This is a genomic window from Candidatus Polarisedimenticolia bacterium (genome assembly GCA_036001465.1).
In the GTDB taxonomy this organism is placed as follows: domain Bacteria; phylum Acidobacteriota; class Polarisedimenticolia; order Gp22-AA2; family Gp22-AA2; genus Gp22-AA3.
In genome coordinates this window covers 1-14399 of the sequence record DASYUH010000021.1, presented here as the reverse complement: position 1 = coordinate 14399, position 14399 = coordinate 1, and the positions used below count along the sequence as shown (strand labels likewise).

Genomic DNA, 14399 nt, shown 5'->3' with positions numbered 1-14399 from the left:
ATGCAACGAGCGCCACGGTACCTGCTCGGACTCGGCCTGGCCCTGGGGCTTGCGGCCCGTCCCGCCGTGTGCGCTGACTTGAAGGACCTCTACTTCGGCGAGGTGCTCTTCCACGCCTACCAGGGCCAGTTTTTCGATGCGATCCAGCGGCTCGACACCGAGCTGGCCCAGTACCGGGCTCTGGACGAGCCCAGGCTGGATACGCTTCACTATCACATCAACGACGCCGAATTCTCGGTCGGCGACTTCGAGCTCAACTACCGCATGCACCTGCGCGCAGGGCGCGCCATCAAGGCGGTGCTCGAAGGCGCGGTCGACGCATCCGTACGGAACGAGGCCGCGTTCAGGCTCGCCCGGATCCACTTCCAGAAGGACCAGCTCGACGACGCGCAGCAGGCGCTGGCGCGGATCGAGGGTCCGGTGCCCGAGAAGATAAGGGGCGACGTCGAGCTGCTGCGGGCGAACATCTTCATGGCGACGGGCCACCCGGGCGAGGCCGTCCAGGTGCTCACGCAGATGAAAAGCGATCCGAGCCTGGCCGGGTTTGCCGACTACAACCTCGGCATCGCGCTGCTGCAGGACGGCCAGCAGCAGAAGGCGATCGAGCAGCTGGACAAGGCCGGGCGTCTGGAGGCCGGCGACAGCGCGAATCTGGCGATCCGCGACAAGTCCAACCTGGTGCTCGGCACCATCCTGTTCGAGTCGGCGAACTCCGAGCGGGCGAAACAGTCGCTGGACCGCGTCCGCCTCGAAGGGCCGTTTTCGAACCAGGCTCTCCTGCGGGCGGGCTGGGCCGAGGCCACGGGCGAACACTACGACCGTGCGCTCGTTCCGTGGAACCTCCTGGTGGATCGCGAGCCGACCGATGCCGCGGTCCAGGAGGCCATGCTTGCCGTGCCGCATGCGTTCGTCAGCCTGAACCTGCCGGGCCGCGCCGCGCTCATGTATGGGCGCGCGCTCGAGCTGTACAGCAACCAGATCGCAAGAATCGACGCCTCGATCGCCAGCATCAGGGAAGGGCGCTTTCTCAATGCGCTGATCCGCGAGGAGAGCCGGCAGGACGAAACCTGGGTCGTCCGCCTGCGCAACCTGCCCGATGCGCCTGAAACCTACTACCTGCTGGAATTGATGGCCTCGCACGACTTCCAGACCGCCCTGCACAACTACCTCGACCTCGAGGATCTGCAGTCGAGGCTCAGGGCCTGGAAGACCAGCCTCGACGCGTTCGACGACATCATCCGGCTGCGCGGGCAGAACTACAAGCCGCTGCTGCCGGAGGTCGACGCGCAGTTCCGCGAGCTGGATTCGAGGATGCGCCTCCGCCTCGAGCAGCGCAAGCACGTCGGCGAGCGACTGCAGGCGATGCTGACCGCGCCGCGGCCGGAGTATCTGGCGACCACGGACGAGCGGATCGCCGGCGAGCGCCTCGCCCTCATCGACAAGCAGCTCGGCCGCTCGAATCGTCCCGGAACGGCCGCGCTTCGGGAACGCGCGGCCCGGCTGCGCGGCGCGCTCACGTGGCGGCTGGACACCGAGTACCCCGAGCGGCTGACCGCGGCCCACGTGCACCTGAACGAATTGAATACGCATGTCGACGCGCTCACGCGGCAGTACGACGCCTTCGTCAGGACCCGGCAGGCGGCGACGCACAGCTACGTCGGCTACGACTCCCAGATCGAGCGGCTTCGCGAGCGCGTCGGCGATGCGCTGCAGCGCGTCGAGGACGTGATGGCGCGGCAGGGACGCCTGATCGAGACCGTCGCCATCAACCAGCTCGCCGCCCGCCGGGGACGCCTGCTGGACCAGCAGACCCAGGCGCGCTACGGCGTCGCCGACAGCTACGACCGGGCCGCGCACGCCCAGCCCGCCGTGGAGAAGCCCTGATGCGCCGCCTCGCCGTTCCGATGCTGCTCGCGCCGGCTCTCGTCGTCGGCTGCGCCTCGCAACCCACCAAGGGGACGCTGGCGGAGCTGCACAACGTGAAGCCGGACCTGCAGGAGGCGACGGTGGAGCAGGGTCTCGAACAAGCGATGCTCGGCTACCGGCGCTTCCTCGAGGAGACGCCGCAGACGCAGATGACCCCCGAGGCCATGCGACGCCTGGCGGACCTGCAGATCGAAAAGCAGTTCGGGCTCAAGGCGGGCGACGGCAAGCCACGGGAAATGGCCGCACCTGGATTCACACAGATCTCCTCGGTCCTGCAGGCCGAAAGGCCGGCCGCCACGGCCGCGACCGCCGGCACGTCCGAGTCCGAGCAGGATTTCGAGCGGCGGACGACCGCGCAGGACGTGTCACTGGCAGGCGGCACGGCCGGCGCCTTGCCGCCCGGCGCGGAGGGCGCCGATGCGGATCCCAAGGGCCCGCTCGAGGCGATCGCCCTCTATGACAAGCTGCTCACCGAGTACCCGAATTACGAGCACACCGACCAGGTCCTCTATCAGAAGGCGCGGGCCTACGACGAGCTCGGCCGCACCGAAGAGGCCATGGAAACCATCGAGCGCCTGATCCGCGTGAACCCGCAGTCCGAGCACATCGACGAAGTGCAGTTCAGGCGGGGCGAATACTTCTACACGCGGAGACGGTTCCGTGACGCCGAGGCCGCCTATTCGGCAATCCTCAGCCAGGGCCACGACCCGACGTACCACGAGCTCGCCCTCTACAAGCTTGGCTGGACGCTCTACAAGCAGGACCTCTACGAGGAGGCCCTGAACAAGTACATGGCGCTGCTCGACTACAAGGTGGCGAACGGCTACAAGTTCGATGAGACGCACGAGGAGGACGACGAGCGCCGCGTCGCGGACACCTACCGGGTCATCAGCCTGAGCTTCACCAACCTCGGCGGGCCGGAGACCGTCCCGGAGTATTTCTCCAAGTTCGGGCATCGCGACTACGAGGACCGCGTCTACAGCAGCCTGGGCGAGCACTACCTGAGCAAGCTGCGTTACGACGACGCGGCGAAGGCCTACAGGACGTTCGTGGGGCTCTATCCGTTCCACCACGCCGCGCCGCGTTTCAGCATGCGCGTGGTGGAGACCTTCACCCAGGGCGGATTCCCCAAGCTCGTGCTGGAATCCAAGAAGGAGTTCGCGTCCACGTACGGACTGCAGGCCGAGTACTGGCAGCACTTCAAGCCCGAGGAGTCGGCTGAGGTCATCGGCTACCTGAAGTCCACCCTGAAGGACCTCGCCAACCATTACCACGCCCAGTATCAGAACAAGGAGCTGGCCGACGAGAAGCCGGCGAATTATCGCGAGGCCCTGCAATGGTACGGCGAGTACCTCAAGTCCTTCCCGACGGACGCCGATTCGCCATCGCTCAACTTGCAGCTCGCCGATCTTCTCCTCGAGAACAAGGATTTCGGCGAGGCGGCCAAGCAGTACGAGCGCACGGCCTACGGCTACGCCCCGCACGCGAAATCGGCCGACGCGGGCTATAGCGCGATCTACGCCTTCCGCGAGCAGCTGAAGATCACGGACGAAGCGCAGAAGGACGCCGTGAGGCGCGAGACCATCGCGAGCTCGCTCAAGTTCGCCGACTCGTTCCCGGGCCACGAACGGGCCGCAGTCGTCCTTGGCGCGGCCGCCGACGACCTGTACGAGATGAAGGACTTCCAGCCCGCCATCACGGTGGCCCAGCGGGTCATCGATTCCTATCCGGGCGCCGAGGCCGCCATCCGGCGCGCCGCGTGGATCGTGGTGGCGCACGGCTCGTTCGAGCTCGCCGAGTACCCGAAGGCCGAGCAGGCCTACACCCAGGTGCTGGCGGTCACGCCGGAGGAGGACAAGGCGCGCGCCGCGCTGGTCGACAACCTCGCCGCCTCGATATACAAGCAGGGAGAGATCGCGAACAAGGCGCAGGACTATCGCGCGGCCGCCGACCACTTCCTGAGGATACGCACGGCCGCGCCCACCTCAACCATCCGTCCGGCGGCCGAGTTCGACGCGGGCTCTGCGCTCATCCGGCTGCAGGACTGGACGGCGGCCGCGACCGTGCTCGAAGCGTTCCGCACCGCCTACCCCGAGCACAAGCTTCAAGCCGAGGCCACCCGGCAGATCGCCCTCGCCTACAAGCAGAGCGGCCAGCTGTCGCGCGCCGCCGGCGAATACGAGCGGATCGCATCCCAGGCCGAGGATCCGGCGTTGCGCAGCGAGGCGATGCTGGTCGCGGGAGACCTCTACGAGCAGTCCAAGGCCCCGGATCGCGCGCTGGACGTGTACACGCGCTACGTCAAGCAGTTTCCCAAGCCGCTCGAAGCCGCCCTCGACACCCGGTTCAAGATCGCCGGGCTGCACAAGGCGGCGAACGACGAGTCGCTCTACCGGCAGGAGCTGGAGGAGATCGTCCGCATCGATGCGAAGGCCGGACCCGAGAGGACCGCTCGCACCCGGACGCTCGCCGGACGTTCGGCGCTGGTCCTCGCGGAGCACGTCTACCAGGAGTTCACGACCGTCAAGCTGCGGCAGCCGTTCGAGGCCAGCCTGCAGGAGAAGCAGCAGCGCATGGATGCCGCGATCGAGGCCATGGATCGGCTGGTGGACTACGAGATCGCCGACGTGACGGCGGCCGCGACGTATTACCTGGCGGAGACCTACTTCGACTTCAGCCGGGCCCTGGCGGAGTCGGAGCGGCCGACCGACCTGCAGCCCGAGGACCTGACCGCGTACGAGGAGGCCCTCGACGAGCAGGCGTTCCCGTTCGAGGAAAAGGCGATCGCGACGCACAAGAAGAACCTGGAATTGCTGCAGAAAGGCGTCGTCAGCCCATGGATCGAGAAGAGCCTCGGCAGGCTCGCCGTGATGGTGCCGGGGCGCTACGCGAAACAGGAAGCGAGCGACGGCTTCCTCGACGCGATCGACCGGTACGTGTACCGGCGCCCCGTGCCGAAGCCTTCCGGTCCGACACCGGGCGGCGCCGAGGCGAAGCCTCAAGCCGAGCCGCCTCCCGCGACGCAAGAGGCGCCGCCGGCCGTGGACCACTGAGGGGATGAGCATGCGAATCCTCGATGAGAGCCGCTCCACGAAGACGATGCGCCGAAGCATGCGTCGCGCCGTCATTCCGGTGCTGCTCGCGCCGGCCCTCGTCGTCGGCTGCGCCGCGCGCTCCCCCAAAGTCACGACGCCCGAGCCGGGTGACTCGCCTGCGAGCCTCGGGCAGGCGAAGGTCGAGCAGGATCCAGGCGGTTTCACGATCACGCAGCCCGTGCAGGTCACGGCCGACGTGCGCGACGACTACGAGTCGGCCGTGCGCATGCTGAAGAACGGGAAGTACGAGCCGGGCATCGCCCTGCTGCTCAAGGTCGTCGAACGGGCCCCCGAGGTGACGGCGGCGCACATCGATCTCGGCATCGCGTACGCGCGCACCGGCGACCTGGAGCACGCGGAGGCCAGCCTGCGCAAGGCGCTGGAGCTGAATCCACGACACCCCGACGCCTACAACGAGCTCGGCCTGGTGCTGCGGCGCAAGGGGAAGTTTGAGGAATCGCGCGCCAGCTACGAGGCCGCACTGGAGCAGTTCGCGGACTTTCATTTCGCGCACAGGAACCTCGCCATTCTCTGCGACCTGTATCTCGCGGATTCCGCCTGCGCGCTGAAGCATTACGAGGCGTACAGCCGGATCGTTCCGGACGACGCCGAGGTCGTCAAATGGATTGCCGACCTTCGCAATCGCAAGAACCCGCAGGAGAAACCATGAGCCGGAGCTGGTTGTTGGTGCTGCTGCTGGCGACGGGCGTGGCGCTGGCCGATGAGGCTCCCGAGGCCAAGCCCGAGGCGGCCCCCACCAAGGAGCAGGAGCAGAGGACAGAGGCCGCGAAACAAAAGGAACAGAAGGAACAAAAGGAAGCGGACGCCAAGAAGAAGAAGGAAGACGCGAAATCGCTCTCCGGGATGTCCGTCCTGGGCAATCAGGAAGCGCCCAAGGCGCTGGTCATCGTCCCCTGGAAGAGCTCGGAGATCGGCGCCTCGCTCGGCTCCTCGACGATGCTCGACGACTCCAGGCAACCCATCGACAAAGAAGTGTTCATGCGGGTGCTGAGTTACTACGAGGTCAGGTCCACAACGACACGTCACGACGCCGCGCAGCCCGCTGCTGCGCCGCACAGGAGGTAGTCATGAGTTTCACGGAGCTGCTGGGAAACGTCGGCTTGTTCGGAGCCGCGGTGATGATTTGCCTCGCCGCGATCTCCATCTTTTCGGTGGGGCTGATCGTGGACAAGCACCGCCGTTTCCGCGCGGCCTCGCGCCAGACGCAGAAGTTCAGGCCCGTGTTCGTGACCTTCCTCCGCGGGGGGGAGATCCAGGAGCTGATCGACTCCCTGCAGGCGCACCAGGTGTCCCACGTGGCGCAGGTGGTCTCGGCGGGCGTCCTCGAGTACGAAGGCGTGCGCCAGACCGGGGGGGATCCCATCGCCTCGCTCGAGCTGGTCACGAGCGCGCTCAGGGACGCGATGTCCGAGACGCTGATCCAGCTGAAGCGGGGTCTCGGGTTTCTCGCCACGATCGGCTCCATCGCCCCGTTCATCGGCCTGTTCGGCACCGTGGTCGGCATCATCAACGCCTTCCGGGGCATCGCGGCCACGGGGTCCGGCGGGATGGCTGCGGTCTCGGGCGGTATCGCCGAGGCCCTGGTCGCGACGGCCCTGGGCATCTTCGTCGCGATCCCGGCCGTCGTCGCCTTCAACCACTACACGGGCAGGCTCGAGGCGTTCCACGTCGAGCTGAACCGGGCATCGTCCCAGCTCGTGAACCACCTGTTCAAGGTGCCGGAGATCATGGCGCCGCATGGCAAGGCGGCGATGGTCAAGGCGGCGGAGAAGGCGTATGCGGCTCGGTGAGCCGAGCAGCCTGCAGGCGGTCATCAACGTCACGCCGCTCGTCGACGTGGTGCTCGTGCTGCTGATCATCTTCATGGTGATGGCGCCGCAGCTGAGCAAGGGACCGGATGTCACCTTGCCGGACACCGCGAAGCCGCGCGATCAAGGCGACGAGCGGAACCGCATCCTTGTCACGATCGACGAGGCCGGCGGGCTGTGGATCGACGATCAGTCGTTCCCGGCCGACCGTTTCGAGGAAGGCCTGCGCGCCGCGGCGGGCGACAACCCCGATCCCAGGGTCGTGATCCGGGCCGACGCGCGGCTCCGCCTGGGCGAAGTCCGGCAGGCCATGCTCGCGGTCGAGCAGGCCGGCTTCCACGGGGTGGGGCTGATCGCCAAGCGTATCGGCACCGAGGGGAAGGGGGACTGAAATCATGCAGCTCAACAGTGACGTATCCGGCTCCGATCTGAAAAGCGAGATCAATGTCACGCCGCTCGTGGACGTGGTCCTCGTGCTGCTGATCATCTTCATGGTCGTCGTCCCCCTGCTCCTGCAGGGCTACGACGCCAACATCGCCCGGACCTCCGCCAATCCTGTGCCCGCGCAGGCCGAGGAAATGCAGCTCATCCTGAGCATCGTGCCCACGGCGTGCCGCATCCTCGAGCCGCCGGCAGGGGATGGGCTTCCGGCCGACTGTCGCGTGACCCTGGCCGATCGCGAGATCCCCGCGGCCGACCTGCCCGCGAGCGTGGCGATGATCCTGGGCGACCTGCCGCCGGAGAAGCGCGTGCTGTTCCTCGCGGCCGACAACCGCTTGAACTACGAGGGGGTCCTGCGCATCGTCGATCTCGCGAAATCGAGCATCGACGATTTGACGATCGAATTCATCACGACCGATTGAGGTGATTCCTTGGCTCCAACCGTGGAATCCAGAAAAACACTGTCTGTAACGTACGGGGCGCCGTCCGCCCGCAGCATGATGACGAGCTGCGCGCTGCATGCCCTCGCCCTCATCCTGGTGATGCTGATCCCGGCGGAGGCGCTGATCCGCAGCGAGCCGATCAAACCTCAGGTGGATGTGGTCTTCCATCGTCCAGCGCCGATCGCGGTCCCGGCTCCCCTGCCGAAGGCGGAAATCCCGGCCGGGCCCCGGATGGGGGGTAGCCCGCCTCCGCCCGCGCCGAAGCCGAAACCGGACCTCCCGGAAGGCCCCGTCGGGCCGGGGAAGCCGGAGCTCCCGCAAGGTCCCGAGCAGGGGCCCGGGGCGGAGGCGCTGCGACAGCAGAGGGTGGGAAAGGCCGGCATCCTGGCGTTCCGGGACAAGTTCGCGAGCCTGGCACAGGACAAGGTCGCGCCGCGTCTCGGAGCCGATGCGCGTTACGGCGCCGCCGAGGACGTGGGCCGGTCCTCGTCACGCTCCACGCTGACGACCAATACGCCGGGGTCGAGCGGCGGCATCAACATCGCCTCGCTGAGCCGCAGCGTGGGAGGCGGCGGCGGAGGCGGCTCGGGCGGTGGATTCGGTAACGGACCCGGCGGGGGCGGCGGCGGGACCCACGCGACCAGCTCGATCGCCGGCATCGGCGGAGGCGACCGGCCGCTGGCGAACGGGCCGGGGCCTGCCCGCACCGACGAAGAGATACAGATTGTGTTCGACCGCTACAAGGCGTCGTTCTACCGGTTGTACAACCGCGAGCTGCGCAACAACCCCACCTTGCGCGGCCAGATGGTGCTGCGCCTGACGATCGAGCCGGACGGCAGCGTGTCGATGTGCGTGCTGCAGTCGTCGGACATGGATGCGCCGGATCTCGCGACTCAGGTCGTGGCCCGGGTCCGGACGATCAATTTCGGCCCGAAGGAGGGCGTGAAGGCCCTGACGATCGTCTACCCGATCGATTTCCTGCCGGCGGCGTGACGCCGGCAGCCGAATGGGAGGACCCGAGAATCTGATTCGTTGATTTCCGACGCGATTCTGACAAAGGCAAAGCCATTGAAAGATGGCCACGCAAAGTCACCGGTCTAACGGGCCCAGGGGGCCATAGGACGGCGGGACCGCCGGAATCCAGTCCACAACATGGACTGCCCCGGTCCCATTGGCGATGCGATCGCCTGGTGAGTGGACGGGGGGGGTTCATGGCCTCGAGCGACACGAGCACCACGAGGGCGGTCTTCAGCTGGACAGGACTCCTGCTGTGCGCCTTCACCCTGTCGCTGCTGGCCGCCGCCCCGGCGCTGGCGATCGACTGCGTCGCCGATGCCGGCGGCATCGTCGACGGCTTCGTCAATTACCCCGTCCCTCCCGCCCAGATCAACATCGACGGCAATTGCAGGATCCAGAACTACCCCGCGTCCAACCCGCTGACCAGCAACTTCAGCTTTCTCGGGCCCCTCAGGGGAGTGCTGGTCATCTTCGACAACGTCGTGCACACGGGCAGCATGTCGTGCAACGCGTCTCACAAAAACAAGATCTGGTTCGTCAACGGCTCGTCCAGCGACATCAAGCAGAACTGCCAGAACCTCCTGATCCCGGTCGAGAAGATCGACAAGCAGAATCCGCCGGGCCCGCCTTTCGTCACCATAGGCGTCCCCTTCACCTGGAGCCTGATCATCCCGGTCCTGTTCGACCCGGCCACCGGCACCGTCATCAACTTCCAGGGGTCGGTGAACGACCTTCACAGCATCACGATCACCGACGACCTGAACGCCACGGGGGTGGATCTCAGCTTCGTGGGCTACACCGCCACCTGGCTCGACGACGGCACGCCGGTGCCGCACACGTTCACCAACGTCGGCGGGCTCCTGACCTGGGACAACATCCCCATCGTCGATGCCGGCCGGCAGTTCGTCATCAACCTCACGGTCGTCCTGAACAACACGCCGGTGAACGCGCCGGGAACGCAGTTCATCAACACCGCCAAGTGGGACTTCGGGCGGCTCATCGAGAACGTGTTCTACGAGCCGCTGCCGGGCGAGTGGGGCATCACGCCCCCCCTGACCATCTCCGGGCCGGCGCTGGTCGTCGACAAGTCGGGGCCGGCGACGATGAACCTGGGTCAGTGGGGCAACTTCACCCTCGACGTCCAAAACACGGGGCTGACTGACGCCTGGGACGTCTCCCTGCGCGACCTGTTCCCGGACGGCCCGACCGGCGGCATGTGCGACCTGACGCCCGAAATCCTGAGCGCCCGGGTGTTCGCGGCCGACGGCGTCACTCCGGTCCCGGGCAAGGGCCCCCTCGTCGCCGGCACCGACTACTCGCTGAGCTGGAGCGGCGCGCCCGCCTGCCGGCTCGACCTCACGATGCTGACGGCCGCGGCGCGGATCGGCCCGACCGAGCGGCTGATCGTCAGTTACCGGACGCAGCTCGACGCCGGCACCCAGGACGGCGTCACGCTCACCAACGTCGCCGGCGCCATCCAGTGGTTCAACGGCGACAGCAGCAACCCCGATCGCGTGGTCTCCACTCGGACATTGACCAACGGCACGGTCGGCGTCCTGGACCACGAGGACGCCCACACCGTCACGGTCGACCTCTTCGGCTACTTCTTCGAGAAGACCGTCGCCAACCTGACCAGCGGCGCGAATCCCGCGACGACGGCCGCGCCCGGCGACACGCTGCGCTACACGCTGCGCTTCCAGACCACCGACCAGCCGCTCGCCGGTTTCCGCATCGACGACGTGATGGACGCGCTCAACGCCGTGCCGGCCTTCGCGGCCGGCACCTTGACCCTCGTGAGCGTCCCCGCTGGCGCCGACGTCACCAACACGAATAGCAACGGCGGCCCCAGCGGCACCGGAGTCCTCGACGTCCGCAACCTGAGCCTCCCGGTGGCCAGCCAGCTCCTCATCGTGTTCGACATCACTCTGAGGCCGGCGCTCGCCAACGGCTCGGTCGTCACCAACCAGGCGGCGTTCCGCCAGGCCGACGGCACGCTCCTGGGCGTGAGCGACGACCCGACGGTCAACGGCACCGCCGATCCCCTGGTTCCGGGCGACGAGGATCCGACGCGGGTGACGATCGTTTCGGCGCCCGCCTTCCGCATCCAGAAGATCTCGACCGACCTCACCGGCGACCCGAACGTCCTGCTCGCCGGCGAGACGCTGCGCTACACCATCACGGTCGCCAACATCGGCAGCGAGAACGCCGTCAACGTGGTGCTGCGCGACGCGGTGCCGGTGAACACCACCTATGTCGCGGGCAGCACGACCTTGAACGGTACTGTGGTCGCGGACGTCGGCGGGCTGTCGCCGCTCGTGAACGGCATGCTGATCCACCCGCCGAGCGATCCGACGCCGGGCTCGATGCCCGCCGACGCGTCCAGCCCTCCGGCCAACGTCGCGACCATCACCTTCGACGTGGTCGTGAACCCGACTGTCCCCGACGGCACGGTGATCTCGAACCAGGGCTTCGTCACCGCCGTCGCCAGCGGCATCGTCGATCAGCCGTCCGACGACCCGGACACGCCGATCCCCGACGATCCGACACGGGACATCGTCGGCAACTTCCCGCTGCTCTATGCGGAGAAGAGCGCCGCGCTGTCCAACGATCTGGGAACGCCGGGCATCGTCGAACCGCTCGACACGCTGCGCTACACGATCACGGTGCAGAATTCCGGGACTATTCCCGCCACGGGCGTCGTCCTGACCGATTCGGTTCCGGCGAATACCACCTACGTGGCGGGCAGCACGACCCTGAACGGCACGGCGGTCCCGGATGTCGCGGGCACGTCCCCGCTCGCTGCGGGCATCGATATCAGCTCGTCCGACCTGACGCCGCCGCTTCCGGGCCCGGGCGCCGGCACGATCTCGCCAGGGGAAACGGCCGTGCTCCAGTTCGAGCTTCTGGTCGACGCCGGCACGCCCGCCGGCACGCTGATCGTCAACCAGGCCGTGGTCGACAGCGTGGAGCTGCCCAACCTGTTGACCGACGGCGATGGCAATCCGGCGACGGGCCCCGAGCCGACGGTCGTGGTGGTGGGGGCCGTCCAGCAGCTTGCGATCACGAAGCAGGTCGCCGTGGTCGGCGGCGGCCCGGCCCTTCCCGGCTCCACTCTCGAGTACGTCGTCACGGCGACGAACATCGCGGCGCTCGACGCCCTCAACGTGGTCCTCACCGACACCCTCCCCGCCGGCCAGCTCGCCTATGTCCCCGGGTCGGCGACGATGAACGGCTCGACGGCAGGCGTCAGTGTTGCCGGCTCGACCATCACCGCCAATTACGCCGCGGTCAACGGAGCGCTGGCGCCGGGCGCGGTCGTGGTTCTCAGGTTCCGGGCCATTCTCGATCCGGGCCTCGCGCTGGGGACGCTGGTCACGAACACCGGCGTGGTCGCCTGGAACACTCCCACCCAGACGGCGAGCGCCAGCGTCTCGATCGTCGTCGGCGGGATCCCCGGAGTCTCCGTGCTGAGCGGGTCGGCCTGGCACGACGCCGACTTCGACGATTTCCACGATTCCGGCGAGCGGGCGCTGGCGGGCTGGACGGTGGATCTGTACCGCGACACCCTGCTGTGGCAGTCGGTGCTCACGGACGCAAACGGCGCCTATCGCATCCTCGGCGTCGAGCCGAACGACCTGAACGGCGTCGTCTACGAGCTGCGGTTCCGCGCGCCCGGCGCGGGCATCAACACCGCGCTTCTCGGCCGGGCTTCCTCGCCGTTCACGAACGGACCCGGCCTGCAGCAGATCACCGACATCATCGTGCCCCCCGGCGTCAATCTGCAGGGCCTGAACCTCCCGATCGATCCGAACGGCGTCGTCTACAACTCGATGGCGCGCATCCCGGTGCCGGGGGCGACCCTCACGCTGCTGAATGCCGGCAGCGGCTCGCCCCTGCCGACGGGCTGCTTCGACGATGCGGCCCAGCAGGGGCAGGTCACCCTCGCGGACGGCTATTACAAGTTCGACGTCAACTTCAGCGACCCGGCCTGCCCGAGCGGCGGTGATTACCTCATCCAGGTGACGGCGCCCCCGACCACGTACGTCGCGGGCTACTCGCAGATCATCCCGCCGACGTCCGGCCCTTTGCCGCCCCCCTTCTCGGTGCCGCTCTGCCCGGGCGATGCCGTTCCGCTCCCGGTCCCGTATTGCGAAGTGCAGACTTCGGCGTCCGCGCCGGCTGCATCGATTCCGATCGGCACGGGCACGAGCTACCACGTCCTTCTGACGTTGAACCAGCTGGTCGTCGCCCAGCCGCCCGGCTCGAACCAGATCTTCAACAACCACATCCCGCTCGATCCGGTGCTGAGCGGCGCGATCACGATCTCCAAGACAACGCCGCTGCTCAACGTCACCCGCGGGCAGCTCGTTCCGTACGTGATCACCGTCAACAACGTGTCCGGCCTGCTGATCACGGGCGTGAACCTCGTGGACCACGTCCCGGCGGGATTCGCCTACGTCGCGGGCTCCGCGCGGCTCGACGACGTGCCGACCGAGCCGTCGATCGCCGGCCTCGATCTCAGCTGGAGCGGCCTCGACTTCACGGGCACCCAGGTGCGCACGGTGAAACTGCTGCTCGCCGTGGGCGCCGGCGTCACCGAGGGCGAGTACGTGAACCGCGCGCAGGTGGTGAACGGCGTGTCCGGGGCTGCGATCACCGGCGAAGCGACCGCCACCGTGCGCGTCCTGCCCGATCCGACGTTCGATTGCACCGACGTGACCGGCAAGGTCTTCAACGACGCCAATCGCAACGGGCGGCAGGACGATGGCGAGAGCGGCCTGGCCGGCGTGCGTCTGGTGACCGCACGGGGGCTGCAGGCGACGACGGATCAGTACGGGCGGTACCACATCACCTGCGCGATCACGCCCCACGAAAGCCGCGGCAGCAATTTCGTGCTGAAGCTCGACGACCGGACCCTGCCCAGCGGCTTCCGGATGTCGACGGACCAGCTGCAGATCAAGCGCGCCACGCGCGGCAAGGCCCTGCGGCTCAATTTCGGTGCGTCGATTCACCGCGTGGTCGCCATCGACCTCGCCGATGCGGCGTTCGAGCCGGGCACGACCGACATCCGCGTGCAGTGGCGGCCGCGCCTCACCCTGCTGGTCGAGGAGCTGCGCAAGGCGCCGTCCGTGCTGCGCCTGTCCTACGTCGCCGACACGGAGGAGGCGTCGCTGGTGCAGCGGCGCATGGAAGCGGTCAAGCGGCAGGTGACCGAAGCCTGGGATGCGGCGAAGTATTACCGGCTCACCATCGAGCCTGAGATCTTCTGGCGGCGTGGCGCCCCGCCCAAACAAACCAACGTGCGCGTTCCGGACGGCGGGTGAACGGCATGAGCACGCACCGCTACCTGCCGCTGCTTCTCGGATTCCTGCTGACCGCGTCTGCGGCCGCCGCTCCGGCCGAAGAGACCAAGCCGGCAGACGAGGCCAAGGCGGCTGAGGAGGCCAAGCCGGGCGAGCAGGTCGAGCGGCATCTGTCCGATGACCAGCCCTTCCGGCGATGGTCGCAGGACCCGGAGCAGCTCGACAGCGAGCGGGGCGATCGGCTGGAGGTCCGGAAGGTCGCCCGCGAGAAAGTCGAGACCGTCAAGATGAAGAATGTCGTTCCGCCGATCCGGTTCGAATCGGGTGTGGCGAACATTCCGCCCA

The 14399-nt window shown here is 67.6% G+C and carries 10 protein-coding genes and 1 riboswitch; all 10 genes read left to right on the top strand.

Going from position 1 to position 14399, the window contains the following annotated elements:
* Positions 1–1884, top strand: a complete 1884-nt coding sequence (locus tag VGV60_04520; protein ID HEV8700521.1) for a hypothetical protein — start codon at positions 1–3, stop codon at positions 1882–1884.
* A complete protein-coding gene (locus VGV60_04515; GenBank protein HEV8700520.1) occupies positions 1884–4979 on the top strand; it encodes a tetratricopeptide repeat protein in 3096 nt (1031 codons plus the stop codon). The genes VGV60_04520 and VGV60_04515 overlap by 1 nt, the downstream gene beginning before the upstream one ends.
* Before the next feature lie 10 nt (positions 4980–4989).
* Positions 4990–5691: a tetratricopeptide repeat protein gene (locus VGV60_04510; GenBank protein HEV8700519.1), complete on the top strand. Its 702-nt coding sequence runs from the start codon at positions 4990–4992 to the stop codon at positions 5689–5691.
* Entirely contained in the window at positions 5688–6107 is a 420-nt protein-coding gene (locus VGV60_04505) for a hypothetical protein (GenBank protein HEV8700518.1), read from the top strand. The genes VGV60_04510 and VGV60_04505 overlap by 4 nt, the downstream gene beginning before the upstream one ends.
* 2 nt (positions 6108–6109) lie before the next feature.
* Positions 6110–6832 carry a MotA/TolQ/ExbB proton channel family protein gene (locus tag VGV60_04500; protein ID HEV8700517.1) on the top strand — a complete coding sequence of 241 codons (723 nt, stop codon included), beginning with the start codon at positions 6110–6112 and terminating at the stop codon, positions 6830–6832.
* Positions 6819–7241, top strand: coding sequence for a biopolymer transporter ExbD (locus tag VGV60_04495; GenBank protein ID HEV8700516.1), 423 nt, complete (start codon positions 6819–6821; stop codon positions 7239–7241). Before VGV60_04500 ends, VGV60_04495 begins: the two co-directional genes overlap by 14 nt.
* Positions 7242–7245: 4 nt before the next feature.
* On the top strand, positions 7246–7713 hold the full coding sequence (locus VGV60_04490) for a biopolymer transporter ExbD (protein ID HEV8700515.1): 468 nt from the start codon (positions 7246–7248) through the stop codon (positions 7711–7713).
* 75 nt (positions 7714–7788) lie between these two features.
* Positions 7789–8727 carry an AgmX/PglI C-terminal domain-containing protein gene (locus VGV60_04485; protein ID HEV8700514.1) on the top strand — a complete coding sequence of 313 codons (939 nt, stop codon included), beginning with the start codon at positions 7789–7791 and terminating at the stop codon, positions 8725–8727.
* A gap of 55 nt (positions 8728–8782) precedes the next feature.
* A riboswitch (cyclic di-GMP riboswitch) is annotated at positions 8783–8872 on the top strand.
* A gap of 73 nt (positions 8873–8945) precedes the next feature.
* A complete protein-coding gene (locus VGV60_04480; protein ID HEV8700513.1) occupies positions 8946–14075 on the top strand; it encodes a hypothetical protein in 5130 nt (1709 codons plus the stop codon).
* Positions 14076–14080: 5 nt separating this feature from the next.
* Positions 14081–14399: hypothetical protein (locus tag VGV60_04475; GenBank protein HEV8700512.1), on the top strand; the 319-nt coding region annotated here is incomplete at its 3' end.